This window comes from Streptomyces sp. WMMB 714, from assembly GCF_900090125.1.
GTDB classification, from domain to species: domain Bacteria; phylum Actinomycetota; class Actinomycetes; order Streptomycetales; family Streptomycetaceae; genus Streptomyces; species Streptomyces daqingensis.
The window spans coordinates 214,485-239,805 of sequence record NZ_FMHJ01000006.1 but is presented as its reverse complement, the minus strand read 5'-3'; the positions used below and the strand labels follow the sequence as shown (position 1 = coordinate 239,805).

At 72.1% G+C, this 25,321-nt stretch carries 24 protein-coding genes; 16 read left to right on the top strand and 8 right to left on the bottom strand.

Going from position 1 to position 25,321, the window contains the following annotated elements:
• Positions 1–234 precede the first annotated feature (234 nt).
• Positions 235–1,134: a universal stress protein gene (locus H181DRAFT_RS13105; RefSeq protein ID WP_045864555.1), complete on the top strand. Its 900-nt coding sequence runs from the start codon at positions 235–237 to the stop codon at positions 1,132–1,134.
• A 123-nt stretch (positions 1,135–1,257) separates the two neighbouring features.
• Positions 1,258–2,721, top strand: a complete 1,464-nt coding sequence (locus H181DRAFT_RS13100) for a dihydrolipoyl dehydrogenase family protein (protein ID WP_045864778.1) — start codon at positions 1,258–1,260, stop codon at positions 2,719–2,721.
• 55 nt (positions 2,722–2,776) lie between these two features.
• Here H181DRAFT_RS13100 and ligD (H181DRAFT_RS13095) read toward each other — a convergent pair whose 3' ends face one another.
• A complete protein-coding gene (gene ligD, locus H181DRAFT_RS13095) occupies positions 2,777–3,694 on the bottom strand; it encodes a non-homologous end-joining DNA ligase (RefSeq protein WP_254666824.1) in 918 nt (305 codons plus the stop codon).
• Positions 3,695–3,947: 253 nt separating this feature from the next.
• Between ligD (H181DRAFT_RS13095) and egtA the strand changes: the two genes are divergently transcribed.
• Genes egtA through egtD form a run of 4 tightly spaced genes read left to right on the top strand, consistent with a single transcriptional unit; the run spans position 3,948 to position 8,550 of the window.
• On the top strand, positions 3,948–5,168 hold the full coding sequence (gene egtA, locus H181DRAFT_RS13090) for an ergothioneine biosynthesis glutamate--cysteine ligase EgtA (RefSeq protein ID WP_045864553.1): 1,221 nt from the start codon (positions 3,948–3,950) through the stop codon (positions 5,166–5,168).
• 54 nt (positions 5,169–5,222) lie between these two features.
• Positions 5,223–6,617 (top strand): ergothioneine biosynthesis protein EgtB, encoded by a 1,395-nt coding sequence (egtB, locus tag H181DRAFT_RS13085; RefSeq protein ID WP_045864552.1) that lies wholly within the window; start codon positions 5,223–5,225, stop codon positions 6,615–6,617.
• Positions 6,618–6,649: 32 nt separating this feature from the next.
• Entirely contained in the window at positions 6,650–7,561 is a 912-nt protein-coding gene (locus H181DRAFT_RS13080) for a class II glutamine amidotransferase (RefSeq protein WP_254666823.1), read from the top strand.
• The gene (egtD, locus tag H181DRAFT_RS13075; RefSeq protein ID WP_045864550.1) at positions 7,558–8,550 is read left to right on the top strand and encodes an L-histidine N(alpha)-methyltransferase; all 993 of its coding nucleotides are present in this window, start codon (positions 7,558–7,560) and stop codon (positions 8,548–8,550) included. Before H181DRAFT_RS13080 ends, egtD begins: the two co-directional genes overlap by 4 nt.
• Positions 8,551–8,726: 176 nt before the next feature.
• Here the strand turns inward: egtD and H181DRAFT_RS13070 are convergent, their stop codons facing one another.
• Positions 8,727–9,074, bottom strand: coding sequence for a DUF4190 domain-containing protein (locus tag H181DRAFT_RS13070; protein WP_045864777.1), 348 nt, complete (start codon positions 9,072–9,074; stop codon positions 8,727–8,729).
• A 106-nt stretch (positions 9,075–9,180) separates the two neighbouring features.
• Positions 9,181–9,339 (bottom strand): hypothetical protein, encoded by a 159-nt coding sequence (locus H181DRAFT_RS29435; protein WP_175439758.1) that lies wholly within the window; start codon positions 9,337–9,339, stop codon positions 9,181–9,183.
• A 120-nt stretch (positions 9,340–9,459) separates the two neighbouring features.
• Here H181DRAFT_RS29435 and H181DRAFT_RS13065 point away from each other — a divergent pair, with 120 nt between their 5' ends.
• Entirely contained in the window at positions 9,460–10,167 is a 708-nt protein-coding gene (locus H181DRAFT_RS13065) for a TetR family transcriptional regulator (protein WP_045864549.1), read from the top strand.
• 363 nt (positions 10,168–10,530) lie between these two features.
• On the opposite strand, the gene H181DRAFT_RS29915 is transcribed toward H181DRAFT_RS13065, so the two are convergent.
• Positions 10,531–10,725, bottom strand: coding sequence for a hypothetical protein (locus H181DRAFT_RS29915; RefSeq protein WP_074467859.1), 195 nt, complete (start codon positions 10,723–10,725; stop codon positions 10,531–10,533).
• Positions 10,726–10,843: 118 nt separating this feature from the next.
• On the opposite strand from H181DRAFT_RS29915, the gene H181DRAFT_RS13055 reads away from it, so the two are divergent.
• Positions 10,844–11,593, top strand: coding sequence for a helix-turn-helix domain-containing protein (locus H181DRAFT_RS13055; protein WP_045864548.1), 750 nt, complete (start codon positions 10,844–10,846; stop codon positions 11,591–11,593).
• Entirely contained in the window at positions 11,590–12,060 is a 471-nt protein-coding gene (locus tag H181DRAFT_RS13050; RefSeq protein ID WP_045864547.1) for an NUDIX domain-containing protein, read from the top strand. Before H181DRAFT_RS13055 ends, H181DRAFT_RS13050 begins: the two co-directional genes overlap by 4 nt.
• 161 nt (positions 12,061–12,221) lie before the next feature.
• Here H181DRAFT_RS13050 and H181DRAFT_RS13045 read toward each other — a convergent pair whose 3' ends face one another.
• A complete protein-coding gene (locus H181DRAFT_RS13045; protein ID WP_045864546.1) occupies positions 12,222–13,832 on the bottom strand; it encodes a serine/threonine-protein kinase in 1,611 nt (536 codons plus the stop codon).
• Between the two features lie 329 nt (positions 13,833–14,161).
• Here H181DRAFT_RS13045 and H181DRAFT_RS13040 point away from each other — a divergent pair, with 329 nt between their 5' ends.
• Positions 14,162–14,698 carry a GrpB family protein gene (locus tag H181DRAFT_RS13040; RefSeq protein WP_045864545.1) on the top strand — a complete coding sequence of 179 codons (537 nt, stop codon included), beginning with the start codon at positions 14,162–14,164 and terminating at the stop codon, positions 14,696–14,698.
• Between the two features lie 56 nt (positions 14,699–14,754).
• Here H181DRAFT_RS13040 and ligD (H181DRAFT_RS13035) read toward each other — a convergent pair whose 3' ends face one another.
• On the bottom strand, positions 14,755–15,768 hold the full coding sequence (ligD, locus tag H181DRAFT_RS13035; RefSeq protein WP_045864544.1) for a non-homologous end-joining DNA ligase: 1,014 nt from the start codon (positions 15,766–15,768) through the stop codon (positions 14,755–14,757).
• 154 nt (positions 15,769–15,922) lie between these two features.
• Between ligD (H181DRAFT_RS13035) and H181DRAFT_RS13030 the strand changes: the two genes are divergently transcribed.
• Together H181DRAFT_RS13030 and H181DRAFT_RS13025 are read left to right on the top strand one after the other, a co-directional pair.
• On the top strand, positions 15,923–16,999 hold the full coding sequence (locus tag H181DRAFT_RS13030) for an ATP-dependent DNA ligase (RefSeq protein ID WP_045864543.1): 1,077 nt from the start codon (positions 15,923–15,925) through the stop codon (positions 16,997–16,999).
• A 57-nt stretch (positions 17,000–17,056) separates the two neighbouring features.
• Positions 17,057–17,698 (top strand): DoxX family membrane protein, encoded by a 642-nt coding sequence (locus H181DRAFT_RS13025; protein ID WP_254666822.1) that lies wholly within the window; start codon positions 17,057–17,059, stop codon positions 17,696–17,698.
• Here the strand turns inward: H181DRAFT_RS13025 and trxA are convergent.
• A complete protein-coding gene (trxA, locus tag H181DRAFT_RS13020; RefSeq protein WP_045864542.1) occupies positions 17,632–18,063 on the bottom strand; it encodes a thioredoxin in 432 nt (143 codons plus the stop codon). The genes H181DRAFT_RS13025 and trxA overlap by 67 nt on opposite strands.
• Positions 18,064–18,580: 517 nt before the next feature.
• On the opposite strand from trxA, the gene H181DRAFT_RS13015 reads away from it, so the two are divergent.
• The 3 genes from H181DRAFT_RS13015 (at position 18,581) to H181DRAFT_RS13005 (ending at position 22,934) form a co-directional block, all read left to right on the top strand.
• Positions 18,581–19,099, top strand: a complete 519-nt coding sequence (locus H181DRAFT_RS13015) for a lytic polysaccharide monooxygenase auxiliary activity family 9 protein (RefSeq protein ID WP_045864541.1) — start codon at positions 18,581–18,583, stop codon at positions 19,097–19,099.
• Between the two features lie 316 nt (positions 19,100–19,415).
• The gene (locus H181DRAFT_RS13010; protein ID WP_045864775.1) at positions 19,416–20,549 is read left to right on the top strand and encodes an LLM class flavin-dependent oxidoreductase; all 1,134 of its coding nucleotides are present in this window, start codon (positions 19,416–19,418) and stop codon (positions 20,547–20,549) included.
• A gap of 219 nt (positions 20,550–20,768) precedes the next feature.
• Positions 20,769–22,934: a neutral/alkaline ceramidase gene (locus tag H181DRAFT_RS13005; RefSeq protein ID WP_368073265.1), complete on the top strand. Its 2,166-nt coding sequence runs from the start codon at positions 20,769–20,771 to the stop codon at positions 22,932–22,934.
• 32 nt (positions 22,935–22,966) lie between these two features.
• Here H181DRAFT_RS13005 and H181DRAFT_RS13000 read toward each other — a convergent pair whose 3' ends face one another.
• Positions 22,967–24,262, bottom strand: coding sequence for a S1 family peptidase (locus H181DRAFT_RS13000; RefSeq protein ID WP_254666821.1), 1,296 nt, complete (start codon positions 24,260–24,262; stop codon positions 22,967–22,969).
• A 393-nt stretch (positions 24,263–24,655) separates the two neighbouring features.
• On the opposite strand from H181DRAFT_RS13000, the gene H181DRAFT_RS12995 reads away from it, so the two are divergent.
• The gene (locus H181DRAFT_RS12995) at positions 24,656–25,246 is read left to right on the top strand and encodes an LAETG motif-containing sortase-dependent surface protein (protein WP_107068750.1); all 591 of its coding nucleotides are present in this window, start codon (positions 24,656–24,658) and stop codon (positions 25,244–25,246) included.
• Positions 25,247–25,321: the final 75 nt, after the last annotated feature.

Below are 25,321 nucleotides of genomic sequence, written 5' to 3'. Positions count from 1 at the left end.
AGGCAGAGAATTAGCCGGGTAGCAGCCGGGTCGGGGTCGCCGCACGAGGCAGGCGCCCGCAGCTCGCGCCCCAGCCGCACGGTCACGGAAACGGCCGCCGCGGCGTCCCGTGCGGCGGCCGTGAGGAGGGCCGAATTCAACCGCGTTCCCGCGTTTGCCCGTTGAGGACCTGAGTCACCGGCATATCGCGCACACTGGGACGTACGGACGAGCGAGCCGAGGGAGAACCGCCAGATGAGTGACCGCTCCACAGCCCCAGCCGACGAGGCCCGCGTGGTCGTCGGCGTCGACGGATCAGAATCTTCCCTTCGTGCACTCGACATGGCGGCGGAGGAGGCGGACAGGCGCGGCGCCGCCCTGGAGATGCTCTATTCGGCGTCGTGGCCCAGGCGCTCCCGCGTCCCGGTGACGGAGAGCGACCTCGACAGCATCCGCGTGGCCGCCGCCGTCGTGCTGGACGACGCGGGCCAGCGGGCCCAGCAGCGCGTACCGGGACTGCGCACGGTCCCGAGGATCCACACGGAGTCGCTTCCCGCCGACGCCCTGGTGGCGGCGAGCCGCACGGCGGCGCTGACCGTCGTCGGCACCCGCGGGCACGGCGGCTTCTCCGGGCTGCTCGTCGGCTCGGTGAGCCTGCGGGTGGCCGTGCACGCCCAGGGGCCGCTGCTGGTCGTCGGCGACAGCCGCGAGAAGGAGGCCGCGGAGCGGGGCAGCGTGCTCGTCGGGCTGAATTCGGAGGCGGACGAGGCCGCGGTGCGCTTCGGATTCGAGGAGGCGGCACGCCGCGGGGCGTCGCTGCGCGTCCTGCACGCCTGGAGCCTGCCCCGTATGCCCGGCAGGCTCCAACTGCCTCCGCGGGAGGCCGAGCAGGCGCGCGAGGCCGCCTCGGAGCTGGTGCGGGGAGCGGTGCACCGGCTCAGCGGCGAGCACCCCGGCGTCTCGGTGAGCGCGGACGAGAAGGGCGGCAGTCCGCCGGCCACCCTGATCGAGGCGAGCCGCACGGCGGACGTGATGATCGTCGCGGTGCACCGCAGCGCGCGCCGCCGCCTCGGACTGCAGCTCGGGCCGGTCGCCCACGCCGTCCTGCACCACGCGCACTGCCCGGTCGTGATCGTGCCGACTCCGACGGGCTGACGGGCCGGGAGCGGCCCCGTCGCGGGGCCGCTCCCGGACGGCCTCCATCGGTGCCTTCCGCCGTTTACGTCCACCTCCCCAGCGCACCCGGCACAGCACAGGACCCAGCCAGTGGAGGCCGTCATGAGCCGTTCCGAAGAGCCCTCCGGGGGCCCCGAAGCCGACGAGTACGACGTCATCGTGATCGGGGCGGGCCCGGTGGGGGAGAACGTCGCCGACCGTGCGCACGCCGGCGGGCTCGGCGCTCTCGTCGTGGAGCACGAGCTGGTCGGCGGCGAATGCTCGTACTGGGCGTGCATGCCCAGCAAGGCGCTGCTCCGGCCCGTCGCGGCGCTGTCCGACGCCCGCCGGGTCGCGGGCGCCGTCCAGGCCGTCGACGGGGGGCTCGACGCCTCGGCCGTCCTGGAGCGGCGCGACGGGTTCACCAGCAACTGGCAGGACAAGGGGCAGGTCGCCTGGCTGGAGTCCACGGGGCTGGAACTGCTGCGCGGGCGGGCCCGGCTGGACGGCCCCCGGCGCGTGGCCGTCGAGACCCACGACGGCACCGTGCGGACGCTCACCGCGCGGCACGCCGTAGCCGTCTGCACGGGCAGCCGCGCCGCCCTCCCCGGCATCCCGGGCATCGAGGAGGCGAGGCCCTGGACGAGCCGGGAGGCGACCTCCGCCAAGGAGGTACCGGGACGGCTGGCCGTCGTCGGCGGGGGAGTGGTCGGCGTGGAGATGGCGACCGCCTGGCAGGCCCTCGGCTCCGAGGTGACGCTGCTGGTGCGGGGGGAGCGGCTGCTGCCCAGGATGGAGCCGTTCGCGGGCGAGCTGATCGCCGAGGGGCTCACGGCTGCGGGCGTCACCGTGCGTACCGGCGTCTCGGTGGAGGAGCTGAGCCGGCCGGGCACCGACGGGCCCGTGACGCTCTCGCTCTCCGGCGGAGAGCGGCTGGAGTGCGACGAGGTGCTCTTCGCGACGGGACGGGCGCCCCGCACGGACGACATCGGCCTGGAGACCGTCGGCTGCGAGCCGGGGAGCTGGCTGAGCGTCGACGACACCCTCCGGGTCACCGGCGTGCACGGCGGCTGGCTCTACGCCGTGGGCGACGTCAACGGGCGTGCCCTGCTGACGCATCAGGGCAAGTACCAGGCCCGGGTGGCCGGTGCCGCCATCGCGGCGCGCGCGGCGGGCGTGCCGCTGCTGGAGACGGACCGGTGGGGCGCGCACTCCGCCACGGCGGACCACGACGCGGTTCCGCAGGTCGTCTTCTGCGATCCGGAGGCCACCTCCGTCGGGCTGACGGTGGATGAGGCCGGGCGGCGCGGACTGCGGGTGAGGGCTGTCGACGTGGAGCTGGGAGAGGTGGCCGGGGCGTCGCTCTACGCGGACGGCTACCGGGGGCGGGCCCGGATGGTCGTCGACCTCGACCGGGAGGTCGTCGCCGGCGTCACGTTCGTGGGCCCCGGAGTCGGCGAGCTGCTGCACTCGGCGACGATCGCCGTGGCGGGCGAGGTTCCGCTGGAGCGCCTGTGGCACGCGGTCCCGTCCTACCCGACCATGAGCGAGGTGTGGCTGCGGCTCCTGGAGGAGTACCGGGGCTGAGCCGCGGCGGGCGGACGGCGGGAGTGGGGCCGAGCGCCGGGCCGCCCCCAGCGGGCTACCGGCCCCGCTCGTCCCGCGGTTCGGGGGCCCGGACGGAGAGCCTGCGGTCCGCCGCCCGCACGGACCTGCCGCGTACGGTCCCCTCCGACCACGGATCCTCGCCGCGAAGCCGCTTCTCGAGCGCCTCCATGTCGGCGAGCTTCCACCGGTCCGGCGCGAGGTCCGACTCGTTCAGCTCCGACCAGCTGATCGGCATGGCGACCGGGCCGCCCGGGCGGGCGCGCACCGCGTACGGGGCGACGGCCGTCTGGGCGTAGGCGTTGCGCTGGATGTCGAGGTAGATGCGGTCGCCGCGGGCGGCCTTGCGGGGCTCGTCCGTGAGGCGGTCCGGATGGCGGGAGACGAGGACCCGGGAGACCCGGCGCGCGAAGTCGCGCACCGTGTCGAAGTCCGCGCGGCGGTCGAGAGCCGCGATCACGTGCAGGCCGCGCGAGCCCGTCGTCATCAGCCGGGTGGGCAGGTCGACCTCCTCCAGCAGGCCGCCCACGCAGGACGCGGCCCACCGCACGTCCTCGAAATCCGCGCCGCCGCTGGGGTCCAGGTCGAAGACGAGCAGGTCGGGATCGTGGGGCCGGTCCGCCTTGGAGAGCCAGCGGTGCTGCGTGACGGACGCCTGCCCGGCGAGGTAGACGAGGGTGTCGGCGTTGTCGCAGACGACGTGCCGGACCGTCCCGCCCTCCTTGGACATTTCGGCGGTGTGCACCCAGTCGGGGAAGTAGTCGGGGGCGTTCTTCTGCATGAGCGGCTTGCCGCCGATGCCGTCCGGGTGACGCTCCATCATCAGCGGGCGCCCCCGTAGGCGCGGGACGGCCCGGGTGGCCACGCGGCGGTAGTAGCGCGCCAGGTCGCTCTTGGTGATTCCGTCGTCCGGGAAGAGCACCTTCCCGGGTCTGCTGATCTCGATGTCCCTCACCCTGCGACGAGTTGACCGGTACGGGCGGTGCAAACGGAAACGGGCGGGCATGCACCGCGGACTTACGGGCACAGGAGTGGTCGGGCGGTGCCGGACGAGGACGGCCGCCGCCTCCGGGGCCGGTACGGGGAGCACCTTCACCCTGGCCGACGCCGCCGTCTTGCGGACCGCCGCGGAGGGCAGCAGTCTCGGAATTCTCAGGGCCGGGCGGTCCCGGAGGCCCTCCGGACGTGGACGGGAGGCGGCGCAAGCCATGGATGCCGTGCTGAACGAGGACGAGGCAGCCGCGTACGTGGGCGGCATCTGCTTCAAGACGGGGCCGCCCCGGCGGGTCGGGGTGGAACTGGAATGGCTCGTCCGGGACCGTTCCGCCCCGGGGCGCGGCGTGCCGCCCGAACGGATGGAGGAGGCGCTCGCGCCGCTGTGGACCGGCGGCCTCCCCGGCGGAAGCCGGCTCACCCGGGAGCCCGGCGGACAGCTGGAGATCAGCTCGCCTCCCGGCGAGACCCTCTCCGAATGCATCGCGACCACGGCCGCCGACCTGACGATGCTGCGCAAGCGCGTCGGGGAGACCGGCGCCATCCTGTACGGCCGCGGCCTCGACCCGTACCTGAGCCCGCCGCGCGTCGTGGAGGACCCCCGCTACCGCGCCATGGAGGCGCACTTCGACCGCACCGGCCCGTGGGGCCGCATGATGATGCGGGCCACCGCCGCCGTGCAGGTCAGCCTCGACGCCGGCGACGACGGCGACGGGCCGACCGGCTACCGCCACCGCTGGCGCCTCGCCCACCGGCTCGGCCCCGTGCTGGTCGCCGCCTTCGCCAACTCCCCGCTGTGGCGCTCCCGTCCCACGGGCTGGCTCTCCACGCGCCAGAGCGTCTGGGCGCGGGCCGACCCCGGGCGCACCAGCCCGCCACAGGCGCACGCCGACCCCCGCGAGGGGTGGGCCCGCTACGCCCTCGACGCCCACCTGCTCTGCCTGCGCAGGGAGCCGCCCGCCGACTGGACGGCGCCGCCCCGGCTCTCCTTCCGCTCCTGGCTGCGCGGCGTACACCGCGAACGGCGCCCCACCCGCGCCGACCTCGACTACCACCTCGGCACCCTCTTTCCGCCCGTTCGCCCGCGCGGCTGGCTGGAGCTGCGGATGATCGACGCCCAGTGCAGCGACGGCTGGATCGCGGCCACAGCCGTGGCCGCGACGCTGCTGGACGACGTGCGGGCGGCCGAGGCCGCCTGGGAGGCCACCGAGGCACTGGAGGGCGACGACGCGGTGTGGGAGCGGGCGGCACGCGACGGGCCCGCCGACCCCCTGCTCGGTCCGGCCGTGCGCGCGTGCGTGGCCGCTGCCGAGTCCGCTCTGGCCCGAACCGAACCCGGCAGCCTGGTGCACCACTCGGTGATCGAGTTCGCCGAGCGCTACTCCGAGCGCGGCCGCTGCCCGGCGCACGACCAGCTGGAGAAGCTGCGCGGCTGACGGCCTCGCGCGGCGGACCGCTGTCCGTGCCGTCCGACGACAAGGAGAAGGAAGATGTCCGAGCACGCAGCGGCGCCCGCCAACGCGCAGCCGCCCGCCGGCAACGCCCCGGCGGACTCCGCGGGAACGCCGCAGGGGGACGCGCGGGAACGCGCCGTCGAGGCCCTCGAACGGGCGAGGCGCCGGACCCTGGCGCTCACCGACTGCCTCGACGAGAGCGAACTGACGGCACAGCACTCGAAGTTGATGTCCCCGCTCGCCTGGGACCTGGCGCACGTCGGCAACCAGGAGGACATCTGGCTCGTACGGGCGGCCGGCGGCGGCCCCGGTGTCCGCCCCGACCTGGACTCCGTCTACGACGCGTTCCAGACCCCGAGGGCGGACCGGCCCGGACTGCCCATGCTCAGCCCCGACGAGGCCCGCGCCTACATCGCCGAGGTCCGCCGCCGCGCCTTCGACTCCCTGGCCGCCGCGCCGTGGGACGCCGGCGCGGACCCGCTCCTCGAGGAGGGCTTCGTCTTCGGCATGGTCGCGCAGCACGAGCAGCAGCACGACGAGACCATGCTCGCCACGCACCAGCTCCGTCGCGGCCACGCCGTGCTCGACGCCCCCGACCCGCCCGCCCCGATGTCCCGCGCCTGGGACGAGGACCACGGCGAAGTGCACGTTCCGGGCGGGCCGTTCACCATGGGCACCAGCACGGAGCCGTGGGCGCTGGACAACGAGCGGCCCGCACACACCGTGGACGTCCCGCCGTTCGACCTGGACGCCGTGCCCGTCACCAACGGGGCGTACCAGCGCTTCATCGAGGACGGCGGCTACCGCGACGCACGCTGGTGGCACCCCGAGGGATGGGCGTACGTGCGCAAGGCGGACCTCTCCGCACCGCTGTTCTGGCGCCGGGACGGCGGGATGTGGATGCGCCGCCGCTTCGGCTACACCGAACGGGTGCCGTCCGCCGAGCCCGTGATGCACGTCAGCTGGTACGAGGCCGACGCGTACGCCCGCTGGGCCGGGCGGCGGCTGCCGACGGAGGCCGAATGGGAGAAGGCCGCCCGCTGGGACCCGGAGACCGGCGTCTCCCGCCGCTACCCCTGGGGCGACGAGCCGCCCGGCGAAGGCCACGCCAACCTGGGGCAGCGGCACCTGCGTCCGGCACCCGCGGGCGCCTACCCGGCTGGGGCCGCCCCGTGCGGTGCGCGGCAGCTCATCGGGGACGTCTGGGAGTGGACCTCCTCGGACTTCACCGGCTATCCCGGCTTCCGGGCCTTCCCCTACCGCGAGTACTCCGAGGTCTTCTTCGGCAGCGACCACAAGGTGCTGCGCGGCGGGTCCTTCGGCACCGACGCGGTGGCCTGCCGGGGGACGTTCCGCAACTGGGACCTGCCCGTCCGCCGGCAGATCTTCGCGGGCTTCCGGACGGCGCGCTCCAGCGGAGGCGGTCTCTGATGTGCCGTCATCTCGCTTATCTGGGGCCGCCGTTGACACTCGCGGACGTCGTCGTCCGGCCTCCGAAGGGGCTCTACGAGCAGTCGTGGGCACCGCGCCTCCAGCGCTACGGGACGGTCAACGCCGACGGTTTCGGGATCGGCTGGTACCCGCACACGTCCGGTGCGGCCGGCCCGCACCCGGGCCGCTCCGACGAGCCGGCGGCCGCGTCCTTCGAGGACGGCGGAAGGCCCGCCCGGTACCGCCGCGCCGTCCCCGTATGGGCCGACACGAACCTGCCGGACCTCACCCGGGCGGTGCGCAGCGGGGCCGTACTCGCCGCCGTGCGGGACGCCACGGAGGGCACGGCGCAGGACGAGACGGCGGCGGCCCCCTACGCGCACGGCCGCTGGCTCTTCAGCCACAACGGCGCGGTCGGGGGCTGGGAGGACCTGCTCGACGACCTGGGGGAGCAGGTCGCCCCGAGCCGGCTGCTCGGGCTGGAGTCACGGTGCGACTCGGCGCTGCTGTGGACGCTGCTCACCCGGCACCTGGACGCGGGCGAACCGGTGGAGGAGGCTCTCGCCTCGCTGACGGTCCGCGTGGCCCGAATACGTCCGGCCGCGCGGCTCAACTTCCTGCTCACGGACGGCAGCACGATCCTCGCCACCCGCCGCGGCGACACCCTCTGGTACCGCACGGGGCCGCGGAGCGTGTGGGTCGCCTCCGAACCGGACGCCGGCCAGGGAACCGGCGACGGCCGGGACCGCGCCGAGGACGCGCGGCAGGGCGGTGCCGAGCCCGGCCCGGGCCCCGGCTCCGGCTCGGACTCCGAACTCCACCTGGGGCCCGGCTCCGAGGCCGGGTGGCAGGAGGTCCCGGAGGAGTCGCTGCTCGTCGCCACGGCCACAACCGTCCGTACCGTCCCGCTGGTTCACGCCTCCGAGAGGATCCCCATCGCATGACGGGCCGCTTCGCACTCACCCGCAGACTCCCCGACGGATACTTCGACGACGCACTCCACACCGACGTCCTCAAGGGCCTCACGGGGCGCCCCAAGACCCTGCCGCCGAAGTGGTTCTACGACGCCCGCGGCAGTGAACTCTTCGAGGAGATCACCCGGTTGCCCGAGTACTACCCGACGAGGGCGGAGCACGGAATCCTCCGCGAGCGCGCCGGCGAGATCGCCGCGGCCACCGGTGCGCGCACGCTCGTCGAGCTGGGGTCGGGCTCCTCGCGCAAGACACGTCTGCTGCTGGACAGCCTGCTGCGGCACGGCACCCTGGAGCACTACGCGGCGCTCGACGTCAGCGCGGACGCCCTCGTCGCGGCGGGGGAGTCCCTCTGCCGGGACTACCCGGGCCTGGAGGTCACCGGATGCGTCACCGACCTGGAGACGGACCTGGGGATGCCCGCGGACGCACGCGGCCCGCGCCTGGTGGCCTTCCTCGGCGGGACGCTCGGGAACCTCGACGGCGAGGCGCGGCCCGCCTTCTACGCGCGGCTGCGTGCCGAACTCGCCCCGGAGGACCGCCTGTTGATGGGCGTGGACCTGGTCAAGGACCCGGCCGTGCTGGTGCCCGCCTACGACGACGCGCAGGGCGTGACGGCCGAGTTCGACAAGAACGTGCTGCGGGTCCTCAACCGTGAGCTCGGGGCGGGCTTCGATCCGGACGCCTTCCGGCACCGCGCGCTGTGGAACCCGGCGGAGGAGCGCATCGAGATGAGGTTGGTCTCCCTCCGCACCCAGACGGTTCCCCTGCCCGCGCTGGAGATGAGCGCGGAGTTCGAGGAGGGGGAGGAGATGCTGACGGAGATCGCGGTCAAGTTCCGGCGGGAGTCGCTCGGTGCCGAACTCGCCCGCGCGGGCTTCGAGTTGAGCCACTGGTGGACGGACCGCGAAGGGCGCTTCGCGCTGCTTCTCGCCGAGCCCGCCGGAACCGGCGGGCCGTGAGTCCCTGAGCGGCCGGGCCGGGCCGGGTCGGGCGGGCGGCCTGTCCGCGCTCGCCTGTGCCTGTGCCCGTCCCCGGGACGGGATGCGACGTCGGACGTCGGGAGGGGCGGCTGGGCCTTCGGTTCAGGCCCGCCGCCCCTGTCCGTCCGCTCGCGTCACGCCGCCCGGTGCCGGGCTCAACCGCCCAGGCTCCAGGAGAAGGACTGGTCGGCCGCCGTCACCGCGGCGAGCACGGCCAGGTCGGCGACGCCGAGGGAGATGCCCAGCAGGGCGCGGCCCCGCCGGGCCGTGCCGCGCAGCAGCGCGAGGGACCCGAGCACGAGGGCGCAGGGACCCAGCACGACGTTGAAGACGAGCAGCCCGGCCAGGCCCATCACGAAGGAGGCCACGGCCATGCCGTCGGCGTCGCGGAGACGCGCCGCGGCGCGCCCCGTGGTGTCCGCCGGAGGTGTCTCCTCGTCCGAAGTCGCCGCGCCGGCACCCTCGTCGAGGGCTTGCTCGCGGCTGTCGCGGACCCCCTCCAGGACGTCGCGGCCGTCTCCGGCCCGGCGGCCGTCCCGGGCGGGCCGGTCGCTCTCGAAGTCCGGAGGAGTGGGGCGGACGAGCGTGTCGTTGGCGTTCATGTCTCAGTCATCTCCCTTGTCGGTGGTGCCTGCGCTCGCGGACCGCGAAGACCAGCAGCCAGGCGCCGATGGCCGCGGCTGCGGCGAACGTGGCCGGGAGCGGGATGTGTGCCGCGGTGCCCACCAGGAATCCCAGCAGGAGGAACGCGGCAACCAGGAAGATCATGCTTGGCCTTTCTCGTGTGGGGCCAATGATCGGAATCTCAGTGAACACTTGGGATGACAACTGTTCACTGAGTAGAGCGTACCTTGGCACGACCCCGCGAACACCTGTTTACTGAATGACATGAGCCACACCAGCGCCTCCGCCTCGACGTCACGGGAGACACAGAAGGCCCGAACGCGCTGCGCCCTGCTGGACGCGGGCCTGCGGCTGCTGGAGAACAAGAGCCTCAGCAGCCTCGGCCTCCGCGAGGTGACACGGGTCGTGGGCATGGCGCCTGCGGCCTTCTACCGGCACTTCCGCGACATGAGCGACCTGGGGGTGGCCCTCGTCGACGAGTCGCTCGGCAGCCTCCACGCCGTCGTCCGCGAGATCCTCGAAGGCCCGCGGGACGACGTCGAGCGCATCGAGCGGACGGTCGGCGCCATCGCCCGCTACGTGCGCGAACACCCCACGCACGTACGGTTCGTGGCCCGCGAACGGCACGGCGGTGTACCGGCAGTGCGGGCCGCCATAGGCCGCGAGCTGGACCGGTTCGCCGACGAGGTCTCCCAGGTGCTCGCGACCGACGAGGTGTCGGCCGGCTGGAGCGCGGAGGACGTCCGGATGCTGGGGCAGCTGTACGTGGACCACGTCGTGATGACGGCGTCCGCGTTCCTGGACGCGGCCCTGGGTGAGGGGCCCGACGAGGAGACCGTCGCCCGCACCGCCCGCCGCCAGCTCCTCCTGATCAGCACCGGCCGCCGCCACTGGGCGGACACCGCTGCGGGCGCGGCCGGTTCGTCCGGCGCTTCCGGCATCGCGGGCGCGCGGGGGAGCGACGGCGCTTGATGACGGGCCGTCGGAGCCACATTCGCCGCCGATCTCCGGAGGCCCGACGGGACGGGCTGGGCCGTCCTCGCCGACTCGGACGCTTCTCACCGCCGGTTCCCGGTCGGCGCGGCAGCGAAGATGAGCCCGCACGGCGTCGCTGAGGCGAGTACGAACGTCGGCCACGCGATCCGGCCCACAAGCCGTTTCACCACCGGATCACCTCCCGCTTCCCGCCCGCACACGCGGGGCAAGGGACCTTCAACGTGTTGCGGCACGTGAGGCAGCCGAAGAACCCGAAGCAGTCCGGGCACCACACTTCGCGCCACCCGGCGCAGCACCCGCAGTAGCTCCGAACCGGTGCGGCAGGCGGGGCGGTCATCGTCAGTGCCCTTCCGGGTGCCGACGCAGGAAGACGTTGCAATCGCTGACCGTCGTCTGATCACCGCCGGCACGGGCCCGGTCCCGCACCTTCGCAAGCTCTGCGCACCCGGGGCAGCCAGCTACCGGCTTCGGCTCTTGGACAGCGCTGTACGGCAGCTCAACCGGCGCTGTGCTGTATCTCGTTGGCTCCGTCATGGCGCTGAGCGTCGCCGAGGTCAGCAGGACGGTGGAACCGCGTACATTCCCCACTTCGGGACGTCCCGTGTCGGGTAGAACGTCCCTAGCAACGTCCGGGAGTGCGGAGTGACACTGCATGCAGAACGAGCGCCTACGTGCCGTCATGACGGCAAGGGGATGGACTCACGCCGATCTAGCCAACGCAACAGGGGTTGATCCCAAGAGCGTTGAACGGTGGGTCAACCTGGGGCGTACGCCCAGACGCGTAACTGCCTTCAAGGCAGCGGAAACACTAGGGGAAGACGTGCACGCACTCTGGCCAGCGCTCAGGCAGGCAAGGGCGGCAAGGGCAGTGAGCCCGGAACTGGTCGCGCTGTACGACCAGCGGGCAGACCTTCCCGTTTCCACCTTCGTTGACCTGTTCGCACAAGCGCGGGAACACATTGACGTGCTCGTGTACGCGGCGGTCTTCATCCATGAGGCGTATCCGCGACTGAATGACCTTCTCCGCGAGCGCGCTGCCGAAGGGTGTTCCGTGCGTATCGCCGTAGGAGACGCGGACAGTGAGAACGTGCAACAACGCGGGAAGGAAGAGCGGTTCGGGCACGGCATTGAATCTCGCTGCCGACTCGCGCTCATGCACTACCGGACGTTGCTCAGCGTCCCCGGTGTTGAACTGCGCACGCACGGAACCTCGCTCTACAACTCGATCTATCGCGCTGACGATCAGATGTTGGTGAACGCGCATGTGTGGGGCGTGAACGCCTATGGGGCGCCGGTTTGGCACCTTCGGTGGCACAGCGAAGGCAGCATGTTCGACAGCTACGCGCAGAGCTTCGAAGCCGTCTGGGACACAGCACAGCCGGTACAGGAAGGCACTCAGTGACTCGCGCAGAGTTCTACGACGACCCCGACGCGCCGGAGCCGAACAGTTTGGTCGTCGCCGCTTCCGCTGTCGTGACGGACGAAGAGGGCCGCATTCTGTTGCAGCGGCGGACAGACAACGACCTGTGGGCGCTGCCCGGGGGTGGAATGGAAATGACCGACTCGTTGCCCGGTGCGGCCGTGCGGGAGACGAAGGAAGAGACCGGCCTTGATGTAGAGATCACGGGACTTGTCGGCACGTACACGGACCCGCGACACGTCATTGCCTACAGCGACGGTGAAGTGCGGCGGCAGTTCAACGTCTGCTTCACGGCGCGAGTGGTCGGCGGAGAGCTGTCCATTTCTGACGAGTCCGAAGAACTGCGGTTCGTCGCGCCGGAAGACATCGACGCGCTGCCCGTGCACCACACTCAGCGACTCCGGCTGACTCACTTCCTTGAGCAGCGAACGGCTCCGTATCTCGGATAGGTCCGCGACACACGAAACCCCGTAGACGACCCAGGATGCATCCCAGGTGTCTACGGGGACCCGCAATCAGCGACCCCACAGTTCCGGCGCGCGCGGCGTGCGCCCCACGCGAACACGCCCCGGGCGGCGGAGTGTTGGGCAAGTGGCGTGGCCTGGGCCGCTCAGTCCCGGGCCCGTATGCGGAAGGTCTTGACCGCCATGTCGAAGTACGGTTTGGCCGTGTCCCATTCGGCGTCGGGGGCGGAGAGGTAGAGGGCGTAGTGGGCCTGGCCCTCGCTGCCGAAGCCGAGGTCGATGGCGTGGTAAGGACGGGCTCTGCCCTGCCACTTGTACTCCCAGATCGCGGCGTCCCGTCCCTGGTACGCGGTGGCGTTCATGCGCAGCCGCTCGTATCCCGGCGACTTCTCCCGTACCTCCGGCTCCAGTTGGCGCCAGTGCTGGATCGGGCTGTCACCCGCGAAGTCCACGACGCTGAACCTCAGCCCCGTCCTGCGGGAGGGCGAGAGGTAGTCCACCTGCTGCCCTCCGGGCCGACCCGCGCGCTTCCAGCCTTCGGGTACGTCCACGGAGAAACCCAGCTCGTCCCGCACCCGTTCGTATCCGTCCGCCACCGGCGGCAGCTTGGGCGGCGAGGAGTGGGAGGGACCGGAGTGCGAAGCGGACGGGCCGGGCGGGCCGGGATCCCCGCTGCCGTTCCTCGACTGCCACCAGAGGCCGCCCGCGACGGCCGCCGCGGCCAGCGCGGAGCACAGGGCCCAGGCCAGCGCGCGGGCACCGCGGCCCCTGCCGGGCGCCGAGCGTGCCGTCGGCGGAGCGGAGCCGGACGGCGGCGGTACGGGGGCCCGCGCGGTCGCCTCGCCCGGCTCGCTGTGCCCCTGCTGCCGGGGCGGCTCCACACGCGTCTGCGGCTCGGCGGCCGGGGGCGGCTCCTCGCGTGGCGCGGGCACCCGGACCGTACCGGCCTCGCCCCGCAGCCAGGCCTCCGCCTGCTCGAGGGTGAGCCGCCCGTCGGCGTCCTTGTGCAGCAGCCCTTCGATCAACTCGCCCAGCTCGCCGGCCCGTTCCATCGTGCGCGGCGGTTCGCTGGAGGCCGCGTAGGCCGTCTCCACCCAGCTGCCCCGGCGGAAGGGCGGTACGCCCTCCACCGCCTCGTAGAGCGTCGCGCCCAGGGCCCATGCGTCCGCGGCCGGCCCGGCCTCGCGGCCCAGCATGCGCTCCGGGGCGGCGTAGTCGATGGAGCCGACGAACTCCCCGGTACGCGTCAGCGTCTCCGTACCGGATGCGGCGGCGATGCCGAAGTCGGTGAGGACGACGCGCTCCGACCCCTCTTGCAGCAGCACGTTGGCGGGTTTCACGTCCCGGTGGAGCACACCCGCGGAATGCGCGGCCTGCAGCGCGGACGCCATCGCGAGTCCGGTGCGCGCGGCCTCCGCCGACGTCAACGGCCCGTCCTCGCGGACGAGTTCACTCAGCGAGCGGGAGGGCACGTACTCCATCACGATGCACGGGAGCCCGTCCTCCTCCACCACGTCATGCACGACGATCACGCCGGGATGGCTGATACGCGCCGCGCTTCTGGCCTCGCGGCGTGTCCGCTCGTACAGGCGCGTCCGCTCGTCGTCCTCCAACTGCGGCGGAACGTGCAGCTTCTTGACGGCGACGCGCCGGTCCAGGAGCGTGTCCTGCGCGAGCCAGACGGTCCCCATGCCGCCCCGGCCGAGCTCCCCATCCAGCCTGTATCTGCCGGCCAGCAGCCGGTCCTGGTCGGTCACCTCGGTCTCTCCGCTCCCCCTGGTACGCACCCCGTTCGGAGTCGAACCCTAGTCCCCCTCGGCCCGGTTGTGACGGGCGCATCCGTACCCGCATCCGTACTCGTACCCGGACACCGATCGCCGCGCGTGCAGGCTGAGGCTTGCCCCGTGAACGGTCTTGGAGGTCGTCGCGGGTGGCCACGGCGGCTGAAGGCTGCCGAGGCAACGAGGACCCGACCCGGTGTACGGGGCTGTCCAGAGGGACGGTTCCGGAGCCGTGACCGCACCAGCCACATGCGAGATCAACACGCTTCTGAACAGCAGCTACGGGCCGTCCGTAGAATGCGCGGATGACCGTTGACATCGTGGAGTACGACCCGTCCTGGCCCACGCAGGGCAGACAGGCCGGCACGGAGCTGATCGATGCGATACCCGGACTGTTTCTCGACGTCGAGCACGTGGGCAGCACGTCTGTGCCGGGCCTGGCCGCCAAGCCGGTGATCGACCTGATGGCGTCGGTGGCCACGCTGGACGATGTCACCCCCGGCCGGGAAGCCTCGCTGAAACTGCTGGGATACCGGCTGCAGGAGACGGGGATGCCCGGGCGGCTGTTCTACTTCCGAAGCAGCGACGACGGGCGGCGCACCCACCACCTGCATGTCGTCACGGCCGACACCTGGGACACGCGCAACGAGCGGCTCTTCCGTGACCACCTGCGGACACATCCCCAAGTGGCAGCGGAGTACGCCGAGTTGAAGCGGTGTGCCGCTGCCGAGGAAGACGACGGGCTCGCGTACACCCAGCGCAAGACCGAGCTGATCCAACGTGTCGTCGACGCTGAACGTGCCGCCCGCGGCCTGCCCTCCGTGCCGGTCTGGGAGGAATGAACCCGGACTGACGGCACCGGCGGCGAGCACTCCGCAGACCGTTCACGGGGCACCCTCTAGTCCGCCGTCTTCCTGGCCCTGCTGGGCTGTACGCGCTTGGGCTCGCCCTTCACCTTCGGGTGTTCGGGCGGGTAGGGAAGGTCGCCGAGTCCGTGCTCGCTCTCGTCGCGTGCCGCGAGTTCCAGGGCCGCGTCCAGGCGGCAGGGGTGCTCGTCCATCTCCGCGTGCACGTCGCCGACTTCGGCGTAACGGGCGGGCATCGTCCCGACGGTGAAGTCGTCCGGGTGAACGTCGGCCAGCTCCTCCCAGCGCAGGGGAGCGGAGACGGTCGCGCGGGCGTTGGGGCGGACCGAGTAGGCGCTGGCGATGGTGCGGTCGCGCGCCGTCTGGTTGTAGTCGACGAAGATGCGCTCGCCGCGCTCCTCCTTCCACCACTTCGTCGTGACGCGGGAGGGGTCGCGGCGCTCCAGCTCCCGGCCCACGGCGATGGCCGCGCGCCGCACCTGCGCGAAGTTCCACTCGGGCGCGATCGGAACGAAGACGTGCAGACCCCGGCCGCCGGAGGTCTTCGGCCAACCGTGCAGGCCCAACTCCTCCAGCAGCGGCCGCAGTTGCTCCGCGGCGCGGACGGCGTCCGCGAAGTCCGTGCCCGGCTGCGGGTCGAGGTCGATGCGCAGCTCGTCGGGGCGGTCCGTGTCGGCACGGCGCACCGGCCACGGATGGAACGTGATGCAGCCGAGGTTCGCCGCCCACACCACGGCCGCGGGAGTGGTGGGGCAGATCTCGTCCGCGTGGCGACCGCTGGGGAAGCTGATGCGGGCCGTGGGGATCCAGCCGGGCAGGTTCTTCGGCGCTCGCTTCTGGAAGAAGGACTCGCCGTTCACTCCGTCGGGATAGCGCTCCAGCGTGGTCGGCCGCTCGAACAGAGCGCGGGTGATCCCTTCACCCACCGACATGTAGTACCGGGCGACGTCGAGCTTGGTGAAGCCGCTCTCCGGGAAGTAGACCTTGTCCGGGTTGGAGAGCCTCACCCGCTGGTCGCCGACGGTCAGCTCCACTGCCTCTCCCATGCGGCCACGCTATGCGTGCGCGGGCCGCGGCGCCTCCCGGCGGACACCGGAAATCTTCGCGAACGACGGCATGGGCGGCCGTGCCGTCGTGCTCCTGAGGGAGCGTCGCGCCCTCGGCAGGCGGGAGCGGGCGCCCGGCAATAGAGTTCCAGCCATGGAGCTGCCGGTGATGCCGCCCGTGAAACCCATGCTCGCCAAGCTCGCGGCGAGGATCCCGGCCGGCATGCACTACGAGGCCAAGTGGGACGGCTTCCGCGCCATCGTCTTCCGCGACGGCGACGAGACCGAGATCGGCAGCCGTACCGGCAAGTCGCTCAAGCGCTACTTCCCCGAACTGGACGCCGCGCTGCGGGAGAACCTGCCCGAGCGGTGCGTCCTGGACGGGGAGATCGTCATCGCCCAGGACGGCCGGCTGCAGTTCGAGGCGCTCCAGCAGCGCATCCACCCCGCCGAGTCCCGGGTACGCCTGCTGGCCGAGCGGACGCCGGCGAGCTTCATCGCCTTCGACGTCCTGGCACTGGGCGACGAATCGCTGATGGACACGCCCCTGACCGAACGCCGGCGGTCGCTGGTGGACGCGCTCCGTCACGCCCGGGACCCGGTCTTCGTCGCCCCCGCCACCCAGGACGAGGAGCTGGCGAGCCAGTGGTTCGACCAGTTCGAAGGCGCGGGTCTCGACGGCGTCGTCGCCAAGCGGCTCGACTCGCCCTACCGGCCCGACGAGCGGATCATGGTGAAGGTCAAGCACGAGCGGACGGCGGACTGCGTACTGGCGGGGCTGCGTCCGCACAAGAGCGGTGAGGGTGTCGGCTCGCTGCTGCTGGGCCTCTACGACGGCTCCGGCACGCTCCAGCACGTGGGCGTGTGCGCCTCGTTCACGATGAGCCGGCGCCGCGAGCTGATGTCCGAGCTGGAGCCGCTGCGCATGGAGACGCCCGAAGGGCATCCGTGGGCGCACTGGCAGCGCGAGGAGGCACACGCGGAGAGCCGCATGCCGGGAGCACCGAGCCGGTGGACCGGGACCAAGGACCTTTCCTGGCTGCCCCTGCGGCCCGAGCGCGTGTGCGAGGTGGCGTACGACCACATGGAGGGAGACCGCTTCCGCCACACCACGCAGTTCCGCAGATGGCGCCCCGACCGCGACCCCCGCAGCTGCACGTACGCGCAGCTCGAGGAGCCCGTGAGCTACGACCTGCGCCGGATGCTCACCGGTACGGACGACACAGCATGACGGCAGGACCCCGCCCCGACTCGACGACCCCCAGCGCCACTTGAGAAGGGACCTTCCATGGGCCGCACGATGTGCCGCACGAAACGCCACAGCCACAGCCACGTGCACAGCCACAGCCACCGGCACGGTTCCGGCCACAGCCACGGCCACCGCACCGACCTCGGTCTGCTCGCCCTGCGCCTGGGCACCGGGGGCGTGCTCATCAGCCACGGGACGCAGAAGCTGTTCGGCTGGTTCGGCGGCGGGGGCCTGGAGGCCACCGGCCAGTCGATGGCGCAGATCGGCTTCAGGCCCGGCCGCCGGCACGCGCTGGCCTCCGGCCTGGGAGAGGCCGGGGGAGGGGCGCTGCTGGCGCTGGGCCTCGCCTCGCCCGGGGCGGGTGCGGCGGTGGCGGCGGCCATGGCGGGAGCCGCCTCCGTACACGCGCCGGCCGGGTTCTTCAACGAGCAGGGCGGTATCGAATTCCCCGCCTACCTGGCCCTGGCCGGGTCCGCGCTCGCGGCCGCGGGACCGGGACGGTACTCCCTCGACCACCTCCTCGGGCACCGGCTCAACCGCCCGTGGATGGTGGCGGTGACCTTCTCCGTCGCGGCGGCCGCCGCGTCCGCGGTGATCTCGCGGCGGCTGCGGGCTCAGGCGGAGGAGGCCGGTCCGGAGGAGGCCGGGGGATCGGAGGGCGTGGTGGGCTCCGCCGCCTGAGCCGCGTCGTCCGGCGTGGTGGCGGACGCGCGCACCTCCTGCATGTCGAGCTGGCGTGCCTGCCCGATGAGGTCCTCCAGCGCCGCCTCGGGCAGCGCGCCCGGCTGCGCGAACACCACGATGCGCTCGCGCACGATCATCAGCGTCGGGATGGACTGGATCTCGAACGCGGCGGCCAGCTCCTGCTGGGCCTCCGTGTCCACCTTGGCGAAGGTCAGATCGGAGTGCCTCTCCGCGGCGGCCTCGTAGACGGGGGCGAACTGCCGGCAGGGACCGCACCAGTCCGCCCAGAAATCGATGAGCACGAAGCCGTCGTCGGCGACGATCTCGTCGAAGTTGTCCTTGGTGAGCTCCATCGTGCTCATTTCTTCTCCTGCTGTCGGCGGCAGTCAGGGACCAGCGGTCCGCATCGTTCCCGGCGGCGGGCACCGGGGGTCTGGGACCGCGTTCCCACCGTGCCGCACGGCGTAAACCGCCTGTGCCGCTCCGATGTTCCGGCGGGGCCGGTTCCGCGCCCTCGCGCCCCGCGTCCGGCTCCGTGCGGGCTCCGGGCCGGGCCGCTCTCTGCGGCTTCGGCGGGGTCTCGCCCGGTCTCGCCGGGTCCTTCCGGGTTTCGCCGGGCCTGGAGCGGGACGGTTCGTTCCGCCCACTCTCTTGACCGAGGGCAGACAATCTATAAGGTCTAGACTAATGGCGAGCGTGATACCGGGTCCCCCAGCTCGCAGCCGTCGGCCTGTCCGCGGGCGGCTGGCCTCGCCGCTGGTGGAGCGGGTCTTCGCGCTGCCTCCGCGTTCGAAGAGGCCGTCCTCGAGGGTGTGCGGCGCGTGCGTACGTGCCCGCCCTGCCCCCGCCGCGCGACGGCCCCGACCGTCAAGGAGTGGCATGGACTTCAAGAGGAAGCTCGCCGCCGGTATCGGCGCCGGAATCGCGCCCCTGCTCGTGCTCACGCTGCCAGCGTCCCCGGCCAGCGCGCACGGCTACGTGAACTCGCCGCCCAGCAGGCAGGCGCAGTGCGCCGCCGGCACGGTCGAGTGCGGGGCCATCAAGTGGGAGCCGCAGAGCGTCGAGGGCCCGAAGGGCCTCACGAGCTGCAGCGGCGGCAACGAGCAGTTCGCCGAGCTCGACGACGACAGCAAGGGGTGGGCGGTCACGCCCGTCGGAAGCTCCCAGAGCTTCGAGTGGAAGCTGACCGCACGGCATTCGACGAGCACGTGGCAGTACTTCGTGGACGGCTCGAAGATCGCGGAGTTCGACGACGGGGGCGCCCAGCCGGGCGAGACCGTGACGCACCAGGTCGACTTCGGCGGGCTGAGCGGCCAGAAGAAGGTGCTCGCCGTGTGGAACATCGCCGACACCGCGAACGCCTTCTACGCCTGCGTGGACGTCAACATCGGCGGTTAGGACCTGCCTTCCGGACCTCCGCGGGCCCGTGGACGCGCGGGCCCGCACGGATCCCTGACGAGGGGCGGTGCTCGCCCGAGCGACTCCGGCCCCTTCGCGCCTGCGGCCCTTCCGCGGGAGTGCCGCACCCCGCACCGCCGCAGCGCCGCCGGAGACGCCTCCGGCGGCGCTGCCGCGTCCGCGCGTCCACCCTCCCCCGCAGGTGCCCCGCCTTGCCGCGGCGCCCCCGCCCGCGCGCACCATGGAAGAGAGGCGCGTGTGAGACTGTTGCCCTAGGTAGTTCAAGAGGCAACTAAACCTCGAAGGGGTGAGAGTGGTGCAGTTCGGGATCTTCACCGTCGGGGACGTCACGACCGATCCCACGACCGGCCGCACGCCCACCGAGCACGAGCGGATCAAGGCGATGGTGGCCATCGCGCAGAAGGCCGAGGAGGTCGGCCTCGACGTCTTCGCCACCGGCGAGCACCACAACCCGCCGTTCGTGCCGTCCTCGCCCACGACGATGCTCGGCTTCATCGCGGCCCGCACGGAGCGGCTGGTCCTGTCGACCTCGACGACGCTGATCACCACCAACGACCCGGTGAAGATCGCCGAGGACTACGCGATGCTCCAGCACCTCGCGGACGGACGCGTCGACTTGATGCTGGGCCGCGGCAACACGGCCCCCGTCTACCCCTGGTTCGGGCAGGACATCCGCCAGGGCATCCCGCTCGCCATCGAGAACTACGCCCTCCTGCACGAACTGTGGCGCAAGGACGTCGTGGACTGGGAGGGCCGCTTCCGCACGCCCCTTCAGGGCTTCACCGCGACACCGCGTCCGCTCGACGGCGTGCCGCCCTTCGTGTGGCACGGCTCGATCCGCAGCCCGGAGATCGCCGAACAGGCCGCGTACTACGGGGACGGCTTCTTCGCCAACAACATCTTCTGGCCGAAGGAGCACTACATGCGGCTCATCGACCTGTACCGCGAGCGCTTCGCCCACCACGGGCACGGCACTCCGGAGCAGGCGATCGTCGGCCTCGGCGGCCAGGCGTTCATGCGCAGGAACTCCCAGGACGCGGTGCGGGAGTTCCGCCCCTACTTCGACGTCGCCCCCGTCTACGGCCACGGGCCGTCGCTGGAGGAGTTCACCGAGCAGACGCCGCTGACGGTGGGCAGCCCGCAGGAGGTCGTCGAGAAGACGCTCACCTTCCGCGAGGCCTTCGGCGACTACCAGCGCCAGCTGTTCCTCATGGACCACGCGGGGCTGCCCCTGAAGACGGTGCTGGAGCAGCTGGACATGCTCGGCGAGGAGGTCGTCCCGGTGCTGCGGCGGGAGTTCGCGAAGGGGCGTCCGGAAACGGTTCCCGGCGCGCCGACGCACGCTTCCCTGGCCGGACGGCGCGATGCCGCGGCCGGCGGCGCCGCGGACGCGGTCCCCTCGGGGGCGGCGGGACCGGAAGCGGGCTGAACCTGCGGGACGTCCGCGGGGCCGGGGGAGCGGGGCTGAGCGCGTCCGCGCCAAGTGCCCGGCGCCACAGGGAGGTTGGGCCGCCCCGGGGTCCGCTCGCCCGCCTGGCGCGGTCGTTGGCGCAATCCGAGCAATACTCTCCGGCGCATTGTGGCCGGTGGTACGGGGTGACATGCTCACGGAACCGTTACCGGGAAGTAGCCTTACCGAGGAGCGCCCGTGAGCAGCACCCCCCACACCCACTCCCACGAACCTCCCTTCGGCGGGTCCGACAGCGCCGCGGCCGGCGACTCCGGCGGAAGCCCGTCCGTCTTGCGCAGCACTCGCCGCACCGTGCTGCGGGCCGGTGCCGCGGCGGCGGGGCTCGGCCTGGCAGGCGTCGGGTCCACCGCCGGAGCCGCGCAGCGCGGCACGGGCGCTCTCGCGCCCCGGGCCGCCGCCGAGGCCGCCGCGACCTACGTCGTGGGCCGGGGCCTCTCCGACGCCACCGGCGAGATCGCCGAGGTCGGCATGATGGGCTACGGGCGCGTCGACCAGCAGGCCCAGGGCCTGCACACCCGGCTGCGCGCCCGGGCGTTCGTCTTCGCCGACGAGGCGACGAAGGAGCGCGTGCTCCTCGTCGTCGTCGACACGGCGATGATCTTCGAGAGCGTCCACCAGGCCGTCCTGAAAAGGCTCGGCGAGAAGTACGGCGACCTCTACACGCACCGCAACGTCATGCTCACCGCCACGCACACCCACTGCGGGCCTGGCGGGTCCTCGCACCATCTGCTCTACAACGTCACCACGCTGGGCTTCCACAAGAAGACCTTCGAGGCGCTCACGGACGGCATCGTGGAGGCGGCCGAACGTGCGCACGAGGACGCCTCGCCTGCTGAACTCACCCTCACCCACGGCGAGTTGAAGGGGGCGAACGCCAACAGGTCGCGGGACGCCTTCGAGCGCAACCCCGGCGACATCCGCAGCCACTTCCCCGACGCGGTGGACACGCAGACGTCCCTGCTGCGCATCGAGCGGGACGGGAGCGTCGCCGGTGCGGTCAACTGGTTCGCGACGCACGGCACGAGCATGTCCGGCGAGAACAAGCTCATCAGCGCGGACAACAAGGGCTACGCCGCCTACCACTGGGAGCGGGAGGTGGAGGGCGCCGACTACCTCGCGGACGCCGCCCCGGACTTCGTCGCCGCCTTCGCGCAGACCAACGCGGGTGACATGTCCCCCAACCTCGACCTCGAACCGCCGACCACGCCCGCCGACTTCGAGAACACCCGGGCCAACGGCCTTCGCCAGTACGAGGCCGCCGCACGCCAACTCGACGCGCGCGGCAAGCAGATGACCGGCGGCGTGGACTCGCGGCTGGTCTACATCGACCTGTCCGACACGACTGTCGACGCCGAGTACACCGGAGACGGCAAGTCCCACAAGACGTCCAAGGCGTCCATCGGCGCGTCGATGGCGGCCGGAAGCGTCGAGGACGGCCCCGCGTTCCCGGGGTTCGAAGAGGGCGAGAACCCCTTCTGGGACGCCATCTCGGACTCGATCATCTACGAGGCCTCACCCGAGCTGCGTGAAGCGCAGTCCCCGAAGGACATCTTCGCCCCGGTCGGCGTGATGAACGGGATCTACCCCTGGGTCCAGGAGCAGGTGCCCGTCCAGCTGCTGCGCATCGGCCAGCTCTACCTGATCGGCGTGCCGGGCGAGGTGACGATCGGTGCCGGGCTGCGGCTGCGGCGGACGGTCGCCGAGGTGGTGGGAGCGGACGTGCAGGACGTCCTCGTCGCGGGATACGCCAACTCCTACTTCCACTACCTGACCACGCCCGAGGAGTACGACTCCCAGCAGTACGAGGGCGGAAGCACCCTCTTCGGGCGCTGGCAGCTCCCCGCGCTCCAGCAGACGGCGGCACGGCTCGCGAGCGCCATGCGGGACGGCGAGGACCTTCCCCTGGGGCCGGTCGCGCCGGACATCTCCGGCAAGACGATCTCGCTTCAGCCGCCCATCGTCGTCGACGCGCCGCCGCTGCAGAAGGAGTTCGGCGACGTGCTGACGGCGCCGCGCGCCAACTACCGCGCCGGGGAACGGGTGAGCGTGGTCTTCGCGGGCGCCCACCCGGGCAATGTGCTGCACCGGGGCGGGACGTACCTGCGGGTGGAGCACCACCGGAACGGCGAATGGCGGACCGTCGCCGACGACGGCGACTGGTCCACCACTTTCCGCTGGGAACGCTACGGCGTCGCCGCCTCCAAGGTGACGCTCACCTGGGACATCCCCGAGGGGACGGAAGCAGGCGAGTACCGGCTGAGGTACGAGGGCGACGCCAAACCGCTGGCGGGCGACCCGCGAGCCATCTCCGGTACCAGTCCTGGTTTCACCGTGAGCGGCTGACGGGTCGCCCGCGGGCGGCCGGGTCGTGCGGCTTACTGCTGTTCGGCCTGGCCGCCGCCGGCGGCCGGGATCTCGGCGCCGGTGGCCTCCAGCGCGTCGGTGACGGGCTGGAAGAAGGTCTCGCCGCCCTGCGTGCAGTCGCCGCTGCCGCCGGAGGTGAGGCCCACGGCCTTGTCCTCGGAGAACATGGCACCGCCGCTGTCGCCGGGCTCGGCGCAGACGTTCGTCTGGATCAGGCCGTTGACGATGTCGCCGCCGCCGTAGTTGACGGTGGCGTCCAGGCCGGTGACCTCACCGTCGGTCACGCCGGTGGTGCTTCCGCTGCGCTGCACCTGCATGCCCACGGCGGCCTCTGCGGCGCCGGTGATCTCCTGCGTGCCGCCCTGGCCCTGACCCAGCGGGTCGAGGTTGACGGCGCTGACGGGCTGGGCCTGCGCGTCGTCGTAGTTGAGGATCGCGAAGTCGGACTCGGGGAACTGCGAGTCGGCGACCGTGCCCAGCGCCTCGGCGCCGGCCTCGTCGGACGTCCACTGCTCCGCCGCGTTGCCGCAGTGGCCGGCGGTCAGGAAGGCGGGGGCGCCGTCCACCTCGACGTTGAAGCCGAGGGAGCAGCGGCTGCCGGCCGCGAAGATGGCGTCGCCGCCGAGGACGCCCTCGGCCGCCTGACCGTCTCCGGCGCCCGACCCGTCGTCGCCGGCACCGTCGCCCGCGCCGTCGCCGGCACCGTCGCCCGCGCCGTCACCAGCACCATCGCCGGCACCGTCTCCGGCGCCCGATCCGTCGTCGCCCATGCCGGCGCCGTCGTCGTCCATGCCGCCGCCACCGGACTGGTCACCGCCGTGGAAGGGCTTGAACTCGCCGCTGGAGCGCTTCACGGACATCATGCCGTCCATGCCGGCGGCGGTCCGGTTGAGGCTGCTCCAGCCCTCGGCGTCGACCGTGCGGTCGGCGAGCACCGAGACCTTGTTGGTGCGGGGGTCGACCGACCAGGCCGTACCGGCCACGGAGGCGCCGCCCGCGAGCGTGTCGGAGACCTTCTTCAGCTCCGCCTTGGAGTTCTGGACGATTCTCGCCGTCGCCCCGCTCTGCTCGACGCGCTCGGCGGTCTCCTGGTCGAGCACGTTCATGACAAGTCGGTTCTTCGACTTGCCGTCGAGGAACCAGCCCGCCGTGCGGTCGCCGTTCTCGTCCGCCAGCTTCGAACCCATCAGGGCCGCGGCCTTGGCAGTGCGGAGCTGCGGCCCCGGCTGCGAGTCCTCACCCGCACTCGCGTACGGGAGCAGGACGGCCGCGGTGGCCAGTGCCGCAACGCCTGCGCCGGCTATCACATACGCTCGCTTCTTGTCCTTGCGTCGATGGCTCAACTCACTGACCTCCCCTGGGTGGTGGACCGGCCCCTGATGCCGGCCCGGCGCAGTGGCACGCCACGAAATTGGTACTCGCTTGTTGCGATTCGGTGTTAGGACCGCTCAATCTCCGTGAGTTTCCACCGCGGTTACGACTGGGGCGGTAGAGTCAGCGGGTTCCAGCGGTGAACGGGCGGGCAGCCACCGGACCGCACGGGGGGATTCAGATCACGCGGACACGCCTGAACTGCCCTTTTCACGACGCAAGTTGGTGAATCCGGGGTCGGGCGCGACGAATGGTGTACCGGGGAGTACCGTGCTGTCCTCGCACGACACATCCGCTCTGCAAAGCTTCTGCGTCATCAGAGGGAGATCATGACCGCTATTCGCCAGAGATGGCACCGCTCCGCCGCAGTCGTCGCGACCGGCGTCGCCGCTTTCGTCGGCGCCGGGATATTCGCCGCCGGCCCCGCCCAGGCCCACAAGCCGGGCTGGGAGGTCGACTGCTACTCGGTGTCGGTCAATCTGACCAACTACAACCCGGGTGTCGAGAACACCATCAAGATCGAGGCCGGCGGCAAGGAACTGCTCAAGCAGGAGAAGTTCGCCTCCGAGTTCAACAAGAAGCTCGATCTGCCCAAGCACAGCGAGCCGCTCGAGGTCCACCTGGTCGTCAAGGCCGGCGACGGCGACCAGCACTCGCGCGACGAGCGCAAGATGTCTCCCGTGTGCGAGGAGACGCCTTCGCCCGAGCCCACCCCCTCGCCCAGCGAGTCCACCAGCGAGGCCCCGGCGCCCTCGGAGGAGCCCAGCTCCGCGCCCAAGCCCGAAGGCGGCGGCGACGACCTGGCCGAGACCGGTGCCTCCAGCGCCACCCCGATGATCGCCGGCGCCGCCGGTGTCGTCCTGGTCGCGGGTGCGGGCCTGGTGATGGTCTCGCGCAAGCGCCGCAGCGCGCAGAACTGAGCTGATCCCGCCGCTGCCCGGCTCCGGCCGGGCACCGCACGGGACCCCTCGTTACGTACGCGGGCCCGGCAGCCG

Excerpts from the sequence above, each read along its gene's own strand:
- trxA (WP_045864542.1), bottom strand. The coding sequence starts at position 18,063 with ATGAGCACGATGGAGCTCACCAAGGACAACTTCGACGAGATCGTCGCC.
- egtD (WP_045864550.1), top strand. The coding sequence starts at position 7,558 with ATGACGGGCCGCTTCGCACTCACCCGCAGACTCCCCGACGGATACTTC.
- H181DRAFT_RS13025 (WP_254666822.1), top strand. The coding sequence starts at position 17,057 with ATGGGCCGCACGATGTGCCGCACGAAACGCCACAGCCACAGCCACGTG.
- H181DRAFT_RS13065 (WP_045864549.1), top strand. The coding sequence starts at position 9,460 with ATGAGCCACACCAGCGCCTCCGCCTCGACGTCACGGGAGACACAGAAG.
- egtB (WP_045864552.1), top strand. The coding sequence starts at position 5,223 with ATGTCCGAGCACGCAGCGGCGCCCGCCAACGCGCAGCCGCCCGCCGGC.
- H181DRAFT_RS13030 (WP_045864543.1), top strand. The coding sequence starts at position 15,923 with ATGGAGCTGCCGGTGATGCCGCCCGTGAAACCCATGCTCGCCAAGCTC.
- H181DRAFT_RS12995 (WP_107068750.1), top strand. The coding sequence starts at position 24,656 with ATGACCGCTATTCGCCAGAGATGGCACCGCTCCGCCGCAGTCGTCGCG.
- H181DRAFT_RS29435 (WP_175439758.1), bottom strand. The coding sequence starts at position 9,339 with ATGATCTTCCTGGTTGCCGCGTTCCTCCTGCTGGGATTCCTGGTGGGC.
- H181DRAFT_RS29915 (WP_074467859.1), bottom strand. The coding sequence starts at position 10,725 with ATGACGGAGCCAACGAGATACAGCACAGCGCCGGTTGAGCTGCCGTAC.
- ligD (WP_045864544.1), bottom strand. The coding sequence starts at position 15,768 with ATGGGAGAGGCAGTGGAGCTGACCGTCGGCGACCAGCGGGTGAGGCTC.
- H181DRAFT_RS13040 (WP_045864545.1), top strand. The coding sequence starts at position 14,162 with ATGACCGTTGACATCGTGGAGTACGACCCGTCCTGGCCCACGCAGGGC.
- H181DRAFT_RS13105 (WP_045864555.1), top strand. The coding sequence starts at position 235 with ATGAGTGACCGCTCCACAGCCCCAGCCGACGAGGCCCGCGTGGTCGTC.
- H181DRAFT_RS13015 (WP_045864541.1), top strand. The coding sequence starts at position 18,581 with ATGGACTTCAAGAGGAAGCTCGCCGCCGGTATCGGCGCCGGAATCGCG.
- H181DRAFT_RS13055 (WP_045864548.1), top strand. The coding sequence starts at position 10,844 with ATGCAGAACGAGCGCCTACGTGCCGTCATGACGGCAAGGGGATGGACT.
- H181DRAFT_RS13100 (WP_045864778.1), top strand. The coding sequence starts at position 1,258 with ATGAGCCGTTCCGAAGAGCCCTCCGGGGGCCCCGAAGCCGACGAGTAC.
- egtA (WP_045864553.1), top strand. The coding sequence starts at position 3,948 with ATGGATGCCGTGCTGAACGAGGACGAGGCAGCCGCGTACGTGGGCGGC.